This window comes from Roseateles chitinivorans (assembly GCF_050632235.1).
GTDB classification, from domain to species: Bacteria; Pseudomonadota; Gammaproteobacteria; order Burkholderiales; family Burkholderiaceae_C; genus Roseateles; species Roseateles chitinivorans_A.
In genome coordinates, this window is the sequence record NZ_CP192584.1 from 1,344,080 (window position 1) to 1,360,437 (window position 16,358).

Here is a 16,358-nt window from a genome sequence, read left to right on the forward strand (position 1 = left end):
GGAGAGAAGCGCCGAGGCGGATCGCGTCAGCGGGGCAGAGGGAAGAAGGCAGGGCCCGGATCCAGCCCGCGGCGGGCCCCGGCAGGGGCGCCCGGGAAGAGAAGGAGTGCAGCGCGCTTCTCGTCGAAGAGCCTGGAAGGCTTGAGGGACGGGCGCTGTCCACTCGACGCCGCGCGCCTACCCGTCGCACGATTCGCTTCAGGGAAGCCAAATCGGAATCTGCGACGGGTAGGCTGCGCGGCACAGTGAAGACGGCGCCCGTGACGCATGGAACGGCAGGGGGCAAGGACGGCGAAACACCGCCCGGGTTGCAAGAGCCTGCGCGCTGCACTCGAGAACAGTTTAACCGCGGCGGTCGTCATGCGGCCTCCGTGTTGGTGCCAGGTGTTGCGGCCGGCGTCGTTGCCGAAGGCGACGCGATCGGCGGCGGCAACGCGGCCAGCCGCGGCTGCGCCAGCTGGCGCAGCGCCAGCATGTGGGCGCAGGGACCGCGGCGCAGCCGGTTCTGGCGGAAGAAGTTGCACTGGCAGCCGCCGTCGACGAGCTGCTGGTCCGCATTGAGGATCAACCGCGGCGTCAGCACCTGGTCCTTGAGCTTGACCTCGCCGTCGACCACGATGCGTGGGCCTTGCGGCGCGATGTCGCGCAGCTTCGCGCGCTTCTCGTGGATCAGCGTGAGCGCGGTGGCCTCCTCGGGGCTGGCGAAGCGCAGCGTCTCCATCGGCAGCGGCTCGCGGGCGAGCTCGCGCCAGGCGTAGCGGTTCGTGGGCAGGTCGAAGACTGCGCGGCCGGCCTGCACCCACAGGCCGAGCGCGGCGTCGACGTCCGCCTTCGGCAGCCCCGTCTTCGTGGACAGCGCCTCAGCCGAGGCCATCCAGTCGCCTTGCAGCGCGCCGGCGACGGACAGCTTCGTCGCGTCGCTGACCTCGTGCCGCGGCTGCAGAAGGTCGAAGCGGCCGGCATCGGACCAGTCGTTGGCGGTCCAGCCGGAAAGTCCCAGCGTCACCGTGATGTCGCCGATGTCCACGACCCAGAAGCTGGGCATGCCGCTGCCCAGCAGGTGGACGCGGACGCGCGTCGCGAGCGCGATCAGCCGCTCCAGTGTCAGCAGCCGGCGGCGGCCCCAGACGCGGATCGTGCGCGGTTCAGTCAACGGCGCGCCGACGATCGCGCTGCGGCGCGCGGTGAGCTCGATGCTCCACGGCTCCAACACCATCCGTGCCGGCCCGTTCGGCGCCAGCTCGAAGCGCAACGAGCGCGGACCGGCGCGTTCCTTGTGCTGCCGCAGCACGGCGCAGAGGTTGTGCAGGTCCATCGGATGCAGCTCGACGACGGTCGCCGGCAGCGTCATCGCGCTGGACACCTGCAGGAAGCCGCGCACCCAGCTGTCGGGCAGATCGATCTTCTCCTCGCGGAAGGCGGGGTCGTCGCCGGTGGCGACGGTGAAGCCGGCCGGATCGACCTGGAGCCGCGTGGCCTTGTAGTCGCGGATCTTCTGGAACTCGTCGTAGAGGCTGGCCGAGTAGTCGATGTTGGTCGTGCCGCAGGCCATGTCGCCGGTGCGGTCGAAGACGTCGTGGCGCACGCTGACGGCGCAATAGGTCGACTCGTCCTGGCTGAAGGCTTCGAACAGCACCCGCTCCGGATGCACCGTGATCACCGGGTCGAGGACGAACCAGGCGTCGCGGTTGTTCCAGAACAACCAGCTGAAGTAGGCCGACTGCGCCTTGTAGAAGGGCTCCAGCAGCTTGATCTTGCGCTGGCGCAGCGATCGCAGCTCGGTGTTGATCTCGTCCGAACGCTGCTTCAGGTCGACCGCCTGCGCCATGAAGCGCGCGAGCATCGACTGCTCGTTCTCGGCCAGCCAGGCGCGGTAGGCGGACTTGTCGCGGCCGCGGTAGCGCAGGTCGATGACGACGACCGAATGCAGCGCGGACAGCGCTTCGCGGAAGGCCAGGTGCGCATGCGAGTCGCGCCGCAGCAGGCCGTCGAAGGCGACCGGTGGACGCAGCGTGTCCGGCGCGAAGTTGAAGGCCTGCGACGCCGCGGTGTCGTCGACGGTGGTGCTGCCGTAGTACTTGTAGCGGAACTGCATCGTCGTCAGGCGGCGGAGGCCGGGGAGGTCGAAGAGGTCGGGGAACCCGATGAAGCCGGAGCGGCCGGCACGGCGGGCTGCTTCCAGTTCAGGAAGGGCAGCGCGATGCCGGGGTGCTTGGCGGCGATGTCGCGCAGGCCGGCGATGTACTGCGGCTTGTCGGTCAGGCTGGCGGTGACGACCTGGCGGGCGAAGATCTCGGCGACGACCGCGGCCGTGCCGGCGTCGTCCGTCTGCGCGCGCAGGAAGGCGGTGATGCGGGACTTGGCCGCGCGGCCGCGGTGGACCTGGCTGAGCACCGTGAGGAAGTAGGGCGTGAGCGCACGCAACCGGCGCGCGAGTTCCGCCTTGTCGTCGGTCGGCAGCTCCAGCAGCCATTGCGTGACGAAGAGCTGCACCTGCGTGCCCGGGTGCTGGCTGAGCCGCATGAGGCAGAGCGAGGCGTCGGCCGCGCTCATGCGGCGCACGAGGCGTGAGCGGCCCAGCGCCTGCACCCAGGCCTTCGGATGATCGACCCAGGCGATGAGCAGCTCGACGGCGAGCGATTCGTCCGGCAGCCGCTCGCCGAAGAGCGTGCGGGTGTAGTCGACGGCGTCGTCGAAGTCGGCCTCGGCGAGGGGAGCAGTTGCTCCGCCTGCTCGGGCGTCGGCACCGGCGGCAACGTGAGATCGAGGGCTCGCATCGACCAGAGGCGCACCGTCGTGTCGGGATGGCGCGCCAGCGTGGCGAGCTGCCGCAGCGAGAATTCCGCCGGCGTCAGCGACATCAGCGCCCAGGCGCCGTAACGCTGGGCGCCCGCGCTGCGCGCCTGCAGCGCGCGCCAGGCCCCGGACGGCTCGCGCGCGGGCGCGGCGGGGGCCAGGTCTTGCGTCAACCAGCGCAGCGCATCGGTGTGGGCGCCTTCGCCGGACTCCGTCTGGAACAGGGCGCGGTGCAGGCGGTCGGCGATCAGGCGAGTGAATTCAGCATCGCCTCGCGCGACGCGCAGCAGTGCGGGTCCCACCGCGCTGCGGATGCCGGCGTGCGCATGGGTGGCGAGATCACCGATCAATTCCACCTGGCTGCGCAGCACCTCGTCGGGCAGCGCGGCGAGCAGACGCACGCCGCAGGCGCGGCGGTCGGGGTCGTCGGCGCCGATCAGCTGCTTCATCAGTGGCGGCGGCAGCAGCGTGACGCCGGCCGGATGCAGCAGCAGCCAGGTGACGCCGAGCTGCACGACCGGCACCGCCGGATGGTCCAGCAGCGGCAGCAGCGCGCCGAGCTGTCGCAGCACGGCCTCGCCGGCCGGTGCGGCGAGCGGGCCGGTCAGCAGTTGCTCGATCAGCGCGGCGCCTTGGGCCAGGCCGGGATCGGCCGCGTCGGTGGCCAGCAGCGCGGGCGGCAGTTCGTCGAGCAGCGCCTGCGGCGTCGCCAGCAGCGCCAGTCCGTGGCCCTGCTTGCGGGCGCGATCCTGGCCGCTGAGCAGCAGCGCCACGATCAGGTCCGGGAAACCGGCGAAGGCGCCCGGATCACCGGCGATGTGCAGCAGCGCGAAGTCTCGCGCGGCGGGATGGGCACTCGAAGCCATCAGCTTGAGCCACTGGATCTGCTCGGCCGGCGAACCGCGCTCGACGTGGGCGCGGGCGACGCGGAAGCCGGTCTCGGCCGTCGGCGCGTACGGGCTGCGCAGCAGCCGTTCGAGCACGGCCAGGGGCTGTCGCTCCATGAATTCGGCGTGGTCCTGGAGCGCGCGGGCGACCACGGCGTGGACCAGCGCGCTGCGGCTCTCCATCGCCAGGCGCAGCAGCGCTTCGGGATGGGCGTCCCACATCTCGCGCAGGCCTTCGGCGCGCTCGGGCAGCGCGCGCGTGACGTCGATGGGCTCGCGGGTCCAGACCCGCTTGGTGCGTCCTCGATCGCTCTCGCCGGCGCCATGGACGACGTCGCGCCGCTTGTCACGGTCGCCCCGGTTCGGCGCTCGCGCCAGCAGCAGTCGCGTGACCAGCAGCCAGTTCGCACCGGCCGGGTAGTGACGCAGGACCGTCGTCCAGCGACGGTCGACGTACTCGGAGCGATGCTCGACGGCGGCGGCGGGGACTTCATCGTCGCGCAGGCCCAGCAGCAGCTCGACCGCGAGTTCGGACGCCTGCGGATGTCCGATCGCGGCGAGCCGGCGCACGCTGCGCAGGCCGCGCAGCCGGAGGTACTCGCGTGTCAGGCGGCCATAGGCGCGCGCGGGCTTGCGCTTGCTGCCGCCGCTGCGGACGATGATCTCGCCATTCGACGGGTCACGATACTGGCGCGTCGTCAGACCGCCCTGCGCGGGACGCGTGTTCTCGAAGCGCGCATGCAGCGCGGCGACGACCTCCGCATCGCGGCGCAGCTCGGCGGTCTTGTAGACGTAGCGCATCGCCTGGAAGGCTTCGGCCTGCACCGGCAACGCGCGCAGCAGCGCCAGCACCCGCTCGCGCACCGCGGGGCGGGCGAGCGCGATGTCGTACCAGTCCTGCATCAGCTCGGGCCAGTCGAGCCGGCGGGCGTCGAGCGGGTCCAGCAGGGCCACGACCAGCTCGGGGCCGTCGAGTTCCAGCGCGAGCTCCGCCGACCACTGGCTGGCCAGCAATTCGGCGTGCGCGGCAAGGTCCTCCGGTGACAGCAGCATCAGCCGCGCCTGGTGGGCGAATCGTTTCGTCGCGGGGCTGCGGCCGCGCTCGGCCAGGATCCGCATGGCTTCGGCCGCGCCGGGATCGCCAAGGCGGCCGATGGCGGCGGCCAGGCACAGGTCCAGCAGATCGCTCCCGCTTTCGAGCAATTCAACGAGGCGAGGCACCAGGCCGCGCAGCGCGCGTTGCGCGGCGGGATCGGCCTCGGTGCGATCGCTGCATTCGGCGACTCGCCAGGCGGAGCGGGTCTGACGGTCGGCGGTTTCGAGTTTCCAGCGCGCGGGTTCGAAGCGCGCGACCAGCGCGGCGATGCGAGGGGGAACAGGACCGGCGGAGGATGACGATGTCGACGACGTCGACGACGGCCCCAGGGCTGCTGCTCGAGTGCCGCCAGGCGCCCCGGCGGCGTTGGAGGAAGAGGACCCTGCGGCGTCGTGTTCCGCCAGCGCCTCGAAGCCCTGGCGGCGGACCAGCGTCTCGCCGGCGGCCAGGCGGCGGCGGATGAAGTCCAGCGCGCGGCGCTCGGCGTCGGCGAGCGGGCAGGGCGTGGCGGTCAGCGACGATTCGCCGCTGTCCTGGCGGACGGTGACGACGTGACGCGCGCCGCCGTCGCGGCCTGCGGGCAGGTCCAGTTCGACCAGTTCCACCGTGCAGCGGCGCTCGCGCGGATGGACCCGTGCCAGCGTCGCGGATGCGATCTTCCTCAAGTGCTTCTCCCCTGGGCCGACCGATTCTAGGGGGTGGTGTCGACCTAGGGGAGGTCGCCGACCTAGGGATGTGCCCCTTCCCGGGGACTGCCTAGTCTGGCTCACGGCTTCTTCACGGCTCGACCTCGGGCGGTGGCCGCGATGCGGATTCGCAGGAGGGGTGCCATGCCCACACGTCAGCTGATGGTGACGCAGATCAAGTGCCTGGACGACACGAGCGAGGGCGACGGCGGCGACTCGCCTTACGTGCTGGTGTTCATGGCCCATCGCAACGTGCCCGGCGGCAAGCTGATCCGCGTGCGCGATCCCGACTGGGACAACCACTTCCTGAAGGGCCGGGTCGTCAACACGCGGCAGATCGTCGACGAGGCCGAGGCCGGCGGTGCTTTCGTCTTCGCCTGGCTGCTCGAGGAAGACTGGGATCCGGACCTGGGCAGCGGCGGCTTCCTGCAGGTGCTGATGCAGACGGTCTGGAACCAGTACGGGCAGAGCGGCTGGGCCAACCTGACGGCGGCGCAGTTGCGATCGGTCGTGGGGCCGAAACTCTCGACCTTCGTGCAGAGCGCGCTGTCCAACGACGAGTACCTCGGCTGGCACAGCTTCGTCGTGCCGTCGGTGACCACCGAGACCGCCCTCTCGCCGCTGAACTACGGCGGGGACGGCGGCAGCTACAAGCTCACGTTCACGGTGAGGATCAAGGGCGGATGACACCGCTCGATCGCCCCCGTGAAGGGAACCGGTCTCCAGGGCCTCCCTAGCCCGGCGTCCCGGCCTGCCGACGGCGGAATTCCGTCGTCGGCAGGCCGCCGACGCCCCAGTTCTCGAGCTCGACCTCGTCGATGACGACGAAGGTCGTGTGGCGCGGCTTGCCCATCACCTCGAACAGCAGGTCGCTGACGCCCCGGATCAGGGCCGCCTTCTGCTCGGGCGTGGTGGCGGCGGTGCCGGGGGCGGTGCCCTCGCGGGTCACCTTGATGTTGACGTAGGGCATGGCGGTTCCTTCGGCGGAGGGTGGACGGGAGGCCGTTCAGCGGCCGGCGTGCTGGCCGCCGTCGACATTGAGCAGCTCGCCGGTCGCGAAGCCGGCGCGCTCCAGGTACATCACGGCCTCGACGATCTCGCTGATCTCACCCATGCGGCCCATCGGGTGCAGTGCGGCGAGGAAGTCGTGCGTCTCGGGCGCGTGCATCGGCGTCTTGATCACGCCGGGCCGCACCGCGTTCACGCGCACGCCGCGCTTCGCGTACTCGATCGCCAGCGAGCGGGTCACCGCATCCAGGCCGCCCTTGGTCAGGTTGGCCAGCGCGGCCGGCACGCCGGTGATCGGCTGATCGACCAGCGTGGTCGTGATCTGCACGACGTGGCCGCTCTTCTGCTGCAGCATCTGCGGCAGCGCCAGCTGCGTGACGTGGAAGAAGCCGGCGACGTTGACCGCGAACGCGTCCTGGAAGTCCTGCGGCGTGTAGTCGGTGAAGGGCTTGGCGATGAAGATGCCGGCGTTGTTGATCAGCGTGTCGATGCGGCCGAAGCGGTCGAGCGCGGTCTGCACGACGCGCTGCGCGACGAGACGGTCGCCGATGTGGCCGGGGACGGCGATGACGCCGGCGTCGTCACCCTGCTGGATGTGGCGGGAGTTGGCGACCACGGCGTAACCCTGTGCGCGATACGCGGCGACGAGCGCGGCGCCGATGCCTTGCGAGGCGCCGGTGACGATGGCGACCTTCTGTGCGGTGGTGCTGGAAGCGGTGGACATGGAAAGGCTCCTGTTCATGCGGGATCCGGAGGATCCCGGTGTGTCGGGGACGCCGCGGGGATCGGTGATCGTTCGGCGTTGGACAGCAGGTTAGGAGCGGGCCCTCCCGGGCGGTAGCCGCTATCCTGTCTCAATGGCTGATCAAAAACGCACAGGGTTCCGCGGCGGCGTCGACTGGGAGGACCTGCGGGTGTTCCTCGCGCTGGGGCGGCACGGCAGCCTGTCGGCGGCGGCGCGCGCGCTGACGGTCAACCACGCGACCATCTCGCGGCGCATCCAGGCGCTGGAGGACAGCCTCGGCGAGAAGCTCGTCGACCGCCGCCCCGACGGTTATGCGCTGACGGCGGCGGGGCGGCGGGCCCTCGTGGCGGCGCGTGAGATGGAGTCGGCGGCCCAATCGCTCGCTCGGGACAGCGGTGACGGTGGCGGCGACGACGCGGTGCGCGGGCTGGTGCGGGTGAACGCCCCGCCGGCCCTCTCCCAGGGTTTCCTGATCGACCGGCTGGCGCCGCTCGCGGTGCTGGATCCGGGACTGGATGTCGACCTCGCGACGGACCTGCGGGCGGTGAGCCTCGACCGGCACAAGGCGGACATCGCGGTGCGTCTGACACGGCCGCGCGACGGCGACTTCATCGCGAAGCCGCTGGGCACGATGGGCTTCGGGTTCTATGGCACGGCGGCGATCTGCGAGGCCGTGGAGCGCGGCGCGGCGCCGGTGTTCGTCGGCTTCGACGAAGAGAACGCCGACATGCCCGATGCGTCCTGGCTGGCACAGCACTTCCCGCGCGCCCGGGTGGCGTTCCGCGCCAACAACCACATGTCGCAGGCCATCGCGGCGAGGACCGGCGCCGGATTGGCGGTGCTGCCGCACTACATCGGGCGGCAGGTGCCGGGGCTGCGCGCCTGCGCGCTGGCGCCGGTCCGCGATCCACGGGAGATGTGGCTGCTCATCCGGGGGCAGGACCGGAAGGACCGGGCGATCCGTGCGGTGGCGGATCATCTGCAGCGGGTGTTCGAGGAGGAGCGGGCGCTGTTCGTGCCGTGAGGTGTTGTCGGCGGGAGGCTGTGATGCCGCAGGGGCTGCGCAGGGGCAGGCCCGCCACCCTCAGACCGAGCCGGGCGCCTGGAGATCCAGCAGCCGGCGCACCTTGTCCTCGTCATCGTGCGTCGCCGGCTGGTAGACCACCAGGCCCAGGTCCGGCCGCTGATCGACGGAGAACGCCGAGTACTCGAAGGCGATGAGGCCGACGGTCGGATGCCGCAGCCGCTTCACGCCTTCGCCGAAGGCCTTCACGTCGTGTTCGCGCCAGTACCGCTCGAACTCGGGGCTCTGCGCGCTGACCTCGCGCACCAGCGCCTCGACCTTGGCCGTATCGGCGACTCGCGCCGAATCCGCGCGGAACGCGGCCACCACGAAACGCGCGACGCTCTCCCAATCGTCCTGCGCCGCCCGCACCCGCGGGTGGCAGAAGATCAGCTTCACGATGTTGCGCTGCTCGGGCGGCAGCGCGCTGTAGTCGGTGAGGACGGCGGTGGCCGCGCGATTCCATCCGACCACGTCCCACAGCGGCGTCTTCACGATCGCCGGGCTCAGCGTGAGCGCGTCCAGCACGCGTTGCAGCCGCGGCGTGATGCCGGCGGTCTCCGGCGCGCGGAGCTCGGGCGCCCGCCCGAAAGCGAGCAGGAAGAGGTGCTCGCGCTCGACGTCCGTCAGCAGCAGCGCGCTGGCGATGCGCTCGAGCACGACCTCCGACGGCGCGCCGCCGCGGCCCTGTTCCAGCCACGTGTACCAGGTCGGACTCACGTGCGCGCGTTGCGCGACCTCCTCGCGGCGCAGGCCGGGCGTGCGCCGGCGTGTCATCGGCAGTCCGAACGCGGCCGGGTCCAGCCGCTCGCGGCGATCGCGCAGGTAGGCGCCGAGCGGGTTGTCCTTCGGTGCCTGCGCGGGCACTGCCGGAGGCTCGGAAGCAGGAGGCAGAGAGGGGAGGGGAAGACGTTGTTCATCCTGTTAGCCGCCATACCTGGATAAGGTCACTACTACACCGGGATGGATTCTGCGTCGACGATGCGCCGCATCCACTTTCGAGGGTTTCTCTCATGCGAGTTTTCGTCACTGGAGCCACGGGCTTCGTCGGGTCGGCGGTGGTCGACGAGTTGGTCGAGGCGGGCCACCAGGTGCTCGGCCTGGCGCGGTCGGACGCGTCCGCGGAGGCGCTGGTGCGGGCCGGCGCCGAGGTGCATCGCGGCACGATCGATGATCTGGACAGCCTGCGTTCGGGCGCGGCGTCGAGCGATGCCGTCATCCACACGGCGTTCGACCACGACTTCTCCCGCTTCGCCGAGAACTGCCGCCGCGACGGCGTCGCCATCGAGGCGCTGGGCGAGGCGCTTGCCGGATCGCAGCGCCCGCTGCTGGTCACCTCGGGGCTGGCGATGATGGTGTCGGGCCGGCTGGGTCATGAAGGCGATCCGTGCCTTCCCGTGTCCGACGGTTATCCCCGCGCCTCCGAGCCGACCGCGCTGGCGCTCGCCGGGCGTGGCATCAACGCGGCCACCGTGCGCCTCTCGCCGACGGTGCACGGCGCGGGCGATCATGGGTTCGTGCCGATCCTCATCGATCTCGCGCGGCGCACGGGCCGGGCGGCCTACATCGGCGACGGCCAGAACGCATGGAGCGCGGTGCATCGGCGCGATGCGGCGGTGGTGTTCCGTCGCGCGGTCGAGTCCCCGAAGGCCGGTGCGCGCTGGCACGCGATCGCGGAGGAACGGATCGCCTTCAAGGACATCGCCACGGCGATCGGCGAGCGGCTGGGCGTGCCGGTCGTGAGCCTGTCGCAGGACGAGGCGCCGGCGCACTTCGGCTGGTTCACGAAGTTCGCCGGGCTGAATCTCGCGGCGACGAGCACCGTCACGCGGGAGGCCCTTGGCTGGACGCCGCGGCACCCGACGCTGGCGCAGGACCTGGACGACGCGGGCTACTTCGACGCGAAGGCCTGACAAGCTGTGGCAGGCGGCGCGCGTCCTGTCGGCGCGTGTCGCCGTTCAAGGGGCCTCGGATGCCAGCGGCTTCCGGACGCTCCGGAGCCAGGTCTGCGCCAGCCCTTCGGCCTGTCGCTGTTCCTCGTCGCTGAGCGCCGGTTGGGGCGTGGCGAAGCCGCTCGCATTCAACGCGTCCTTCATGCGGTCGTTCTGCGCGTCGAAGACGATCTCGTAGGCCCGCGTCTCGACGCGGGACAGGTCGAAGAGGTCCGCATGCCTGGCCAGGGACAAGGCGGTCGTGGTGTCGCCCGCCAGGAAGTCGGCGCGCAGCGCGTCGCGCAACGGCAACCGCATCGCATCGGGAGGATTGAACGCGACGAGGTTGGCATAGATGAGCGCGACGCCGCGCTCCCCGCCGAGGAGGGCGCGCTCAGCGAGTTCCTTCTGCCTGGGCATCATTTCCAGAGGGATCGATTGACACTGCCGCTCGCGCTCGTCGACCGACTGACTGATCAAGGTGGCCGAGGCCTCGTCGAGGCGGCCGTCGGCTTTCAGCATCGCCACGGCCTGGGCGAGATCCCTCGTGGCCCTGCATCCGTCGATGAGCCTCGCGGCCTTGCCTGCCAGCTTCGGCGAGCCGCCGTTGACAGCGGTGATCACGATCTGTCCGAAGTCCAGCATCGCGGCAGAGGCGCCGATGCCGGACGGAGGAATGGTCGGACTGGTGCGATCGATGCTGACTGCCGCTGGACGCATCGGCGCCGTCTGTGGCGCGATCGTCGTGACGCCGGATCCGGCGGCGGTCGGTGGCTGCACGGCGGACGAGCCCGTCGGTGCGACAGGCTCGTCGGTCGGCGACTCGCGCCAGGACTGAACCGCCACCGCTGCGGCGGTCAGCAGCAGGCCGCCTGCCACGATCCAGCGGCGTGGATGATCCATCTTCGACTCCCTGCGATGCGGTCGCCCGACGCATTGAAGCGGGCCATGTTATCGACGCAGGAAGCAGAAAGGCCGACTCCCCCATCAGAGGGGAGGTCGGCCTTCGGGATCGTCAACGAGGCTTCAACGATCGATCAACGGACCGTCAAGACCGGTCCGTCCCCGATCACTTCGGCTGCTTGACGATGCGCAGGTAGGGCTTCGGGGCCTTCCAGCCGTCCGGGTAGATCGTCTTGGCTTCGTCGTCGGAGACCGAGCCCGCGATGATCACGTCGTCGCCGTGCTTCCAGTTCACCGGCGTGGCGACGCGGTGCTTGGCGGTCAGCTGGATGGAGTCCAGCACGCGCAGGATCTCGTCGAAGTTGCGGCCCGTGGTCATCGGGTAGGTCAGCGTCAGCTTGATCTTCTTGTCCGGACCGACGATGAACACCGAACGCACGGTCGCATTGGTCGCCGCCGTGCGGCCGTCCGACGTGCCCGGCTCCTCGGCCGGCAGCATGTTGTAGAGCTTGGCCACGTTCAGGTCGGTGTCGCCGATCATCGGGTAGTTCACCGCCGAGCCTTGCGTCTCCTCGATGTCCGCGGCCCACTTGGCGTGGTTCTCGACCGGGTCGATCGACAGGCCGATCAGCTTGGCGTTGCGCTTGGTGAACTCGGGCTCGATCTTGGCCATGTAGCCCAGCTCGGTCGTGCACACCGGCGTGAAGTCCTTCGGATGCGAGAACAGGATGGCCCAGCTGTCGCCGATCCAGTTGTGGAAGTCGATCTCCCCCTGCGTGGTCTTGGCGGTGAAGTTCGGGGCGATGTCGTTGATGCGCAGAGACATGGTGGGCTCCAAGGTTGAAAGTGTCGCCGCCCCCGGGAGGGCGATCGGACAGGCCGGGCGATTCTCGTCGTCAATTCCGCTGCCGGGGAGGGGCGGTCGCGGGGAGGCACATTCTTGTCCTCCGGATTGATGACGGGCAGAGTCTGCCCAATGGCCTTACTCGGGCAGCGACTTTACTCATGCGCGAAGCGAATGCCGCGCGGTCGCTGCGTCCTGCTCACTGGCCGAAGGTCCAGTTCGTGCCGATCGTCCACCAGCCTTCCTTCGGCGCGTGGGCGGCGGCGGTCGCCCGCGCGAAGCTCAGGTCCAGCGTGAGCGAGGTGCCCAGCGTGCGGCGCAGACCGAGTCGTTTCAGCGGTCGTTGGCCGTCGTGGAAATACTCGGCCAGTCCCTGCCAGTCCGGCGTCATCTGCCACTCGGCGGCGATGCCGCGCTGGGTGCGATCGTCGGCCCCCTTCAGCCAGGAACGACCCAGGTTCAGGTGGAAGGCCAGGTCCTCGCGCGGGGTCCAGGTGACCGGCAACAGCAGCGACTGCTGCGATCGCGGGGTCTGGTCTTGCCACCCCAGCGCGGCGACCAGGCCGACCGCCAGTTCCGGTTGCAAGGCGGTGGCCCATTTGAGCTGCATGCCCCGCATGTGGAGCGAGGGGACCGCCTGCGCGGTGTTGCGGTCGACGTTGATGCCGGCCTCGACGCCGGACAGGTGGCAGCCGACGCCCGCGTGCTGGAGCTGGCGCCGGTCGAGGGTCGAGCGTTCGGCCCAGAGTTCGAGGTTGCATTGACCGGGGTCGACGATGGCCGCGTCGTCGACGGCGTGGTGTCCGCCGGCGGCGATGGCATGGACCGGCAGCAGCAGACCGGTCAGCAGGACCGGCAGGAAAAAGCGCATGAAAGGACTCCTGCGCGCACTGTCAGGCACGTCCGTTGAGGCGTGATGACGGCGCAGTTCACGGGGGATCGGTTCGGGTGAGCCGTCGCGCGGGGGCGACGGCGGCCTCGGCAAGGCGATCGATGCGACAGGAGAAGAAGGCCGGCGCGGTGCTGCGCGCGACCGGAGCCGGTCAGCGCGTCAGTCGTGCGGCGGCCGTTCCGGCTCGCGTCGCGATGGGACTGGGGGCACTGTCCACGAAGGGCTCCAATGGGGGAAAGGCGCGGATTGTGGCACCGGGGTGACCGGCAAGGCAATCTCGACCGGACCATGGCGTCGAGAAAGCTATCGCTCCGATAAACCCCGACTGTTGCTGTCGCGACTGGCCCGGTCCTAGACTCGTCCGCGCTCGCACGCTGCAAGGCGGACCAGTGGACTGAACCCCCAGGCTCAACTCAGGAGGAAGACATGTCAGGCGAATCGGAAGCGAAGTGCCCGTTCTCGGGCGGAACCCACCACCACGCGGTGGCCGGCACCAAGGGCAACCGGGATTGGTGGCCCGAACAGCTCAACCTCTCCATCCTCTCCCTCCATTCGTCCAAGACGAACCCGATGGGCGAGGACTTCAAGTACGCGCATGAGTTCCAGACCCTGGACCTCGACGCCGTCGTCAAGGACCTGAACGCGCTGATGACGGACTCCCAGGACTGGTGGCCCGCCGACTACGGCCACTACGGTCCGTTCTTCATCCGCATGGCCTGGCACTCGGCCGGCACCTACCGCGTGCAGGACGGCCGCGGCGGCGCCGGCACCGGCGCGCAGCGCTTCGCGCCGCTCAACAGCTGGCCCGACAACGGCAACCTCGACAAGGCCCGCCGCCTGCTCTGGCCGATCAAGCAGAAGTACGGCCGCAAGCTGTCCTGGGCCGACCTGATGATCCTGGCCGGCAACGTCGCGCTGGAGTCGATGGGCTTCAAGACCTTCGGGTTCGCCGGCGGCCGCACCGACGTCTGGGAACCCGAGACCGACGTGTTCTGGGGCCCGGAGACCACCTGGCTCGGCGACGAGCGCTACGCCGGCGATCGCGACCTGGCGAACCCGCTCGCCGCCGTGCAGATGGGCCTGATCTACGTGAACCCGGAAGGCCCGAACGGCAACCCCGATCCGGCCAAGTCGGCGCGCGACATCCGCGAGACCTTCAAGCGCATGGCGATGAACGACGAGGAGACCGTGGCGCTGGTCGCCGGCGGACACACCTTCGGCAAGGCGCACGGCGCGGGCGAGGCCCATCACGTCGGCGCGATGCCCGAGGGCGGGGACATCGAGGACCAGGGCCTGGGCTGGAAGAACGCGTTCGGCGAAGGCATGGGCGTCTACACGATCACCAGCGGCATCGAGGGTGCCTGGACACCGACGCCGACGAAGTGGGACAACAGCTTCTTCGAGACGCTATTCGGCTACGAGTGGGAACTGACCAAGAGTCCCGCCGGTGCCCACCAGTGGACGCCCAAGGGCGGCGCGGGCGCTGGCACGGTGCCCGACGCGCACGACAAGAGCCGCAAGCACGCGCCGATGATGACGACGGCCGACCTCGCGCTGCGCGTCGATCCGGCCTACGAGAAGATCTCGCGCCGCTACAAGGACAACCCGGCGGAACTGGCCGACGCGTTCGCGCGTGCCTGGTACAAGCTGACGCACCGCGACATGGGTCCGCAGTCGCGCTACCTCGGCAAGCTGGTGCCCAAGGAAGAGCTGATCTGGCAAGACCCGGTACCGAAGGTCGATCACCCGCTGGTCGACGACCAGGACGTGACCGCGCTGAAGGCCAAGCTGCTCGCCAGCGGACTGAGTGTCTCGCAGCTCGTGTCGACGGCCTGGGCCTCGGCCTCGACCTTCCGCAGCGGCGACAAGCGCGGCGGCGCCAACGGTGCGCGGATCCGCCTCGCGCCGCAGAAGGAATGGCCGGTGAACCAGCCGAGCGAGCTCGAGAAGGTGCTGAGCAAGCTCGAGACGGTGCGCAAGGAGTTCAACGACTCGGCCGCGGGCGGCAAGCAGATCTCGCTGGCCGACCTGATCGTGCTGGGTGGCTCCGCGGGCATCGAGGCCGCGGCGAAGCAGGGCGGACATCAGGTCGTCGTGCCCTTCACCGCAGGACGCACCGACGCGTCGCAGGACCAGACCGACGTCGAATCGATGGGTTACCTGGAACCCGCAGCCGACGGCTTCCGGAACTACGTGCGCAAGGACCTGGTCAAGCACACGGCGGAACTGCTGATCGACAAGGCCCAGCTGCTGTCGCTGAGTGCGCCGGAGCTGACCGCGCTGGTCGGCGGCCTGCGGGTGCTCGATACCAACGTCGGGCACACGAAGCACGGCGTCCTCACGGCGCGTCCGCAGACGCTGAGCAACGACTTCTTCGTCAACCTGCTGGACATGCGGACGAAGTGGCAGAAGTCGACGAGCGACGACGGCGTGCTCGAAGGCCGCGACCGCACATCGGGTGCCACGAAGTGGACCGCCACGACGGCGGACCTGGTGTTCGGATCCAACTCGCAGCTGCGGGCGCTGTCCGAGGTGTACGCGTCCAAGGACGGCGAAAAGGTGTTCGTCAACGACTTCGTCAAGGCCTGGACCCGGGTGATGAACCTGGACCGCTACGACCTGATCTGAGCGGACGCGGGGCCGCCACCCGGGAGGGTCGGCGGCCCCTGAACGATCTCGGGTGTAGGCAATCTGGCTACGGTGTAGGCAAATTGGCTACACCGTTCGAGAGGGCGACCCCGCCTGCTGGCCCTCCGCTACGTTTGGTTCCAGAAATCTTTCCATTCGTTTCCTAAGATGGAGGGATGGACGTCCATGCCAACAAGCCGGCCCACCGGCAGTTCTCCACTTCGATGATCGCTGCCGCCCTGCTGGCGTTGGGTCTGGGTGCGTGCGGCGGCGGAGGCAGCGATGCCCCGGCGGCCGACCCGGGCACGCCGAACCCGACCAATCCGCCCCTCGTCGCCGGTACCTGCGACCTGCCCAATTTCAAGCAGGAACTGCTGGATCGCATCAACACCCTGCGCGCGTCGGGCGCGAGCTGCGGGACCTCCGGGAACTTCCCCGCCGTGCCGGCCGTGGTCTGGAACGACAAGCTGACCGCCGCGGCCGACGGGCACGCGCAGGACATGGCGGCGAAGAACTACTTCAGCCATGACAGCCAGGACGGCCGCAGCTTCTCCACCCGCATCACCAATGCGGGCTACGCCTGGGCGGCAGCCGGCGAGAACATCGCCGCCGGGCAGCCGACCGTCGAGTCGGTCATGAGTTCCTGGCGCGACAGCCCCGGCCATTGCGCCAACCTGATGTCGGCCAACTTCGTCGACGTCGGCGTGGCCTGCCGGCCCGCCGCCTCGGCGTCCAACACCTACAGCAAGTACTGGGTGATGGATCTCGGCAAGGCGGCGCGTTGAGGCGAGCTTCCGATGTGGGCGCCGGGCGCCGTTGCAAATCCTCGCCATGGCGCTGCCATGGCTCCGGTTTGCGCCTAGCGCGGCATCCCACATC

The 16,358-nt window shown here is 69.9% G+C and carries 14 protein-coding genes; 5 read left to right on the forward strand and 9 right to left on the reverse strand.

The window, feature by feature from the left end:
- Positions 1–358 precede the first annotated feature (358 nt).
- Genes ACQ859_RS06105 through ACQ859_RS06115 form a run of 3 tightly spaced genes read right to left on the reverse strand, consistent with a single transcriptional unit; the run spans position 359 to position 5,444 of the window.
- On the reverse strand, positions 359–2,095 hold the full coding sequence (locus ACQ859_RS06105) for an SWIM zinc finger family protein (protein WP_431265014.1): 1,737 nt from the start codon (positions 2,093–2,095) through the stop codon (positions 359–361).
- Positions 2,096–2,100: 5 nt separating this feature from the next.
- Positions 2,101–2,553 (reverse strand): hypothetical protein, encoded by a 453-nt coding sequence (locus tag ACQ859_RS06110; RefSeq protein ID WP_431265015.1) that lies wholly within the window; start codon positions 2,551–2,553, stop codon positions 2,101–2,103.
- Complete coding sequence (locus ACQ859_RS06115) at positions 2,550–5,444, reverse strand: hypothetical protein (RefSeq protein ID WP_431265016.1); 2,895 nt, start codon at positions 5,442–5,444, stop codon at positions 2,550–2,552. Before ACQ859_RS06115 ends, ACQ859_RS06110 begins: the two co-directional genes overlap by 4 nt.
- Positions 5,445–5,609: 165 nt before the next feature.
- On the opposite strand from ACQ859_RS06115, the gene ACQ859_RS06120 reads away from it, so the two are divergent.
- Positions 5,610–6,152 carry a hypothetical protein gene (locus ACQ859_RS06120; RefSeq protein ID WP_431265017.1) on the forward strand — a complete coding sequence of 181 codons (543 nt, stop codon included), beginning with the start codon at positions 5,610–5,612 and terminating at the stop codon, positions 6,150–6,152.
- Between the two features lie 46 nt (positions 6,153–6,198).
- Here ACQ859_RS06120 and ACQ859_RS06125 read toward each other — a convergent pair whose 3' ends face one another.
- Together ACQ859_RS06125 and ACQ859_RS06130 are read right to left on the reverse strand one after the other, a co-directional pair.
- Positions 6,199–6,435 carry a tautomerase family protein gene (locus ACQ859_RS06125; RefSeq protein ID WP_431265018.1) on the reverse strand — a complete coding sequence of 79 codons (237 nt, stop codon included), beginning with the start codon at positions 6,433–6,435 and terminating at the stop codon, positions 6,199–6,201.
- 36 nt (positions 6,436–6,471) lie between these two features.
- Positions 6,472–7,197 carry an SDR family NAD(P)-dependent oxidoreductase gene (locus ACQ859_RS06130; protein WP_431265019.1) on the reverse strand — a complete coding sequence of 242 codons (726 nt, stop codon included), beginning with the start codon at positions 7,195–7,197 and terminating at the stop codon, positions 6,472–6,474.
- A 133-nt stretch (positions 7,198–7,330) separates the two neighbouring features.
- On the opposite strand from ACQ859_RS06130, the gene ACQ859_RS06135 reads away from it, so the two are divergent.
- Positions 7,331–8,242, forward strand: coding sequence for a LysR family transcriptional regulator (locus ACQ859_RS06135; RefSeq protein WP_431265020.1), 912 nt, complete (start codon positions 7,331–7,333; stop codon positions 8,240–8,242).
- Between the two features lie 60 nt (positions 8,243–8,302).
- Here the strand turns inward: ACQ859_RS06135 and ACQ859_RS06140 are convergent, their stop codons facing one another.
- On the reverse strand, positions 8,303–9,148 hold the full coding sequence (locus ACQ859_RS06140; protein WP_431265021.1) for a helix-turn-helix transcriptional regulator: 846 nt from the start codon (positions 9,146–9,148) through the stop codon (positions 8,303–8,305).
- A 146-nt stretch (positions 9,149–9,294) separates the two neighbouring features.
- Between ACQ859_RS06140 and ACQ859_RS06145 the strand changes: the two genes are divergently transcribed.
- Positions 9,295–10,194 carry an SDR family oxidoreductase gene (locus tag ACQ859_RS06145; RefSeq protein ID WP_431265022.1) on the forward strand — a complete coding sequence of 300 codons (900 nt, stop codon included), beginning with the start codon at positions 9,295–9,297 and terminating at the stop codon, positions 10,192–10,194.
- A gap of 45 nt (positions 10,195–10,239) precedes the next feature.
- Here ACQ859_RS06145 and ACQ859_RS06150 read toward each other — a convergent pair whose 3' ends face one another.
- The 3 genes from ACQ859_RS06150 to ACQ859_RS06160 all read right to left on the reverse strand — a co-directional run bounded on the left by ACQ859_RS06150 (position 10,240) and on the right by ACQ859_RS06160 (position 12,830).
- Positions 10,240–11,115, reverse strand: a complete 876-nt coding sequence (locus ACQ859_RS06150) for a hypothetical protein (protein WP_431265023.1) — start codon at positions 11,113–11,115, stop codon at positions 10,240–10,242.
- Positions 11,116–11,281: 166 nt separating this feature from the next.
- A complete protein-coding gene (locus tag ACQ859_RS06155) occupies positions 11,282–11,941 on the reverse strand; it encodes a peroxiredoxin (RefSeq protein ID WP_431265024.1) in 660 nt (219 codons plus the stop codon).
- A gap of 217 nt (positions 11,942–12,158) precedes the next feature.
- Complete coding sequence (locus ACQ859_RS06160) at positions 12,159–12,830, reverse strand: hypothetical protein (RefSeq protein WP_431265025.1); 672 nt, start codon at positions 12,828–12,830, stop codon at positions 12,159–12,161.
- A gap of 447 nt (positions 12,831–13,277) precedes the next feature.
- Here ACQ859_RS06160 and katG point away from each other — a divergent pair, with 447 nt between their 5' ends.
- Positions 13,278–15,479 carry a catalase/peroxidase HPI gene (gene katG / locus ACQ859_RS06165; RefSeq protein ID WP_431265026.1) on the forward strand — a complete coding sequence of 734 codons (2,202 nt, stop codon included), beginning with the start codon at positions 13,278–13,280 and terminating at the stop codon, positions 15,477–15,479.
- 176 nt (positions 15,480–15,655) lie between these two features.
- Complete coding sequence (locus tag ACQ859_RS06170) at positions 15,656–16,264, forward strand: CAP domain-containing protein (RefSeq protein WP_431265027.1); 609 nt, start codon at positions 15,656–15,658, stop codon at positions 16,262–16,264.
- Positions 16,265–16,358: the final 94 nt, after the last annotated feature.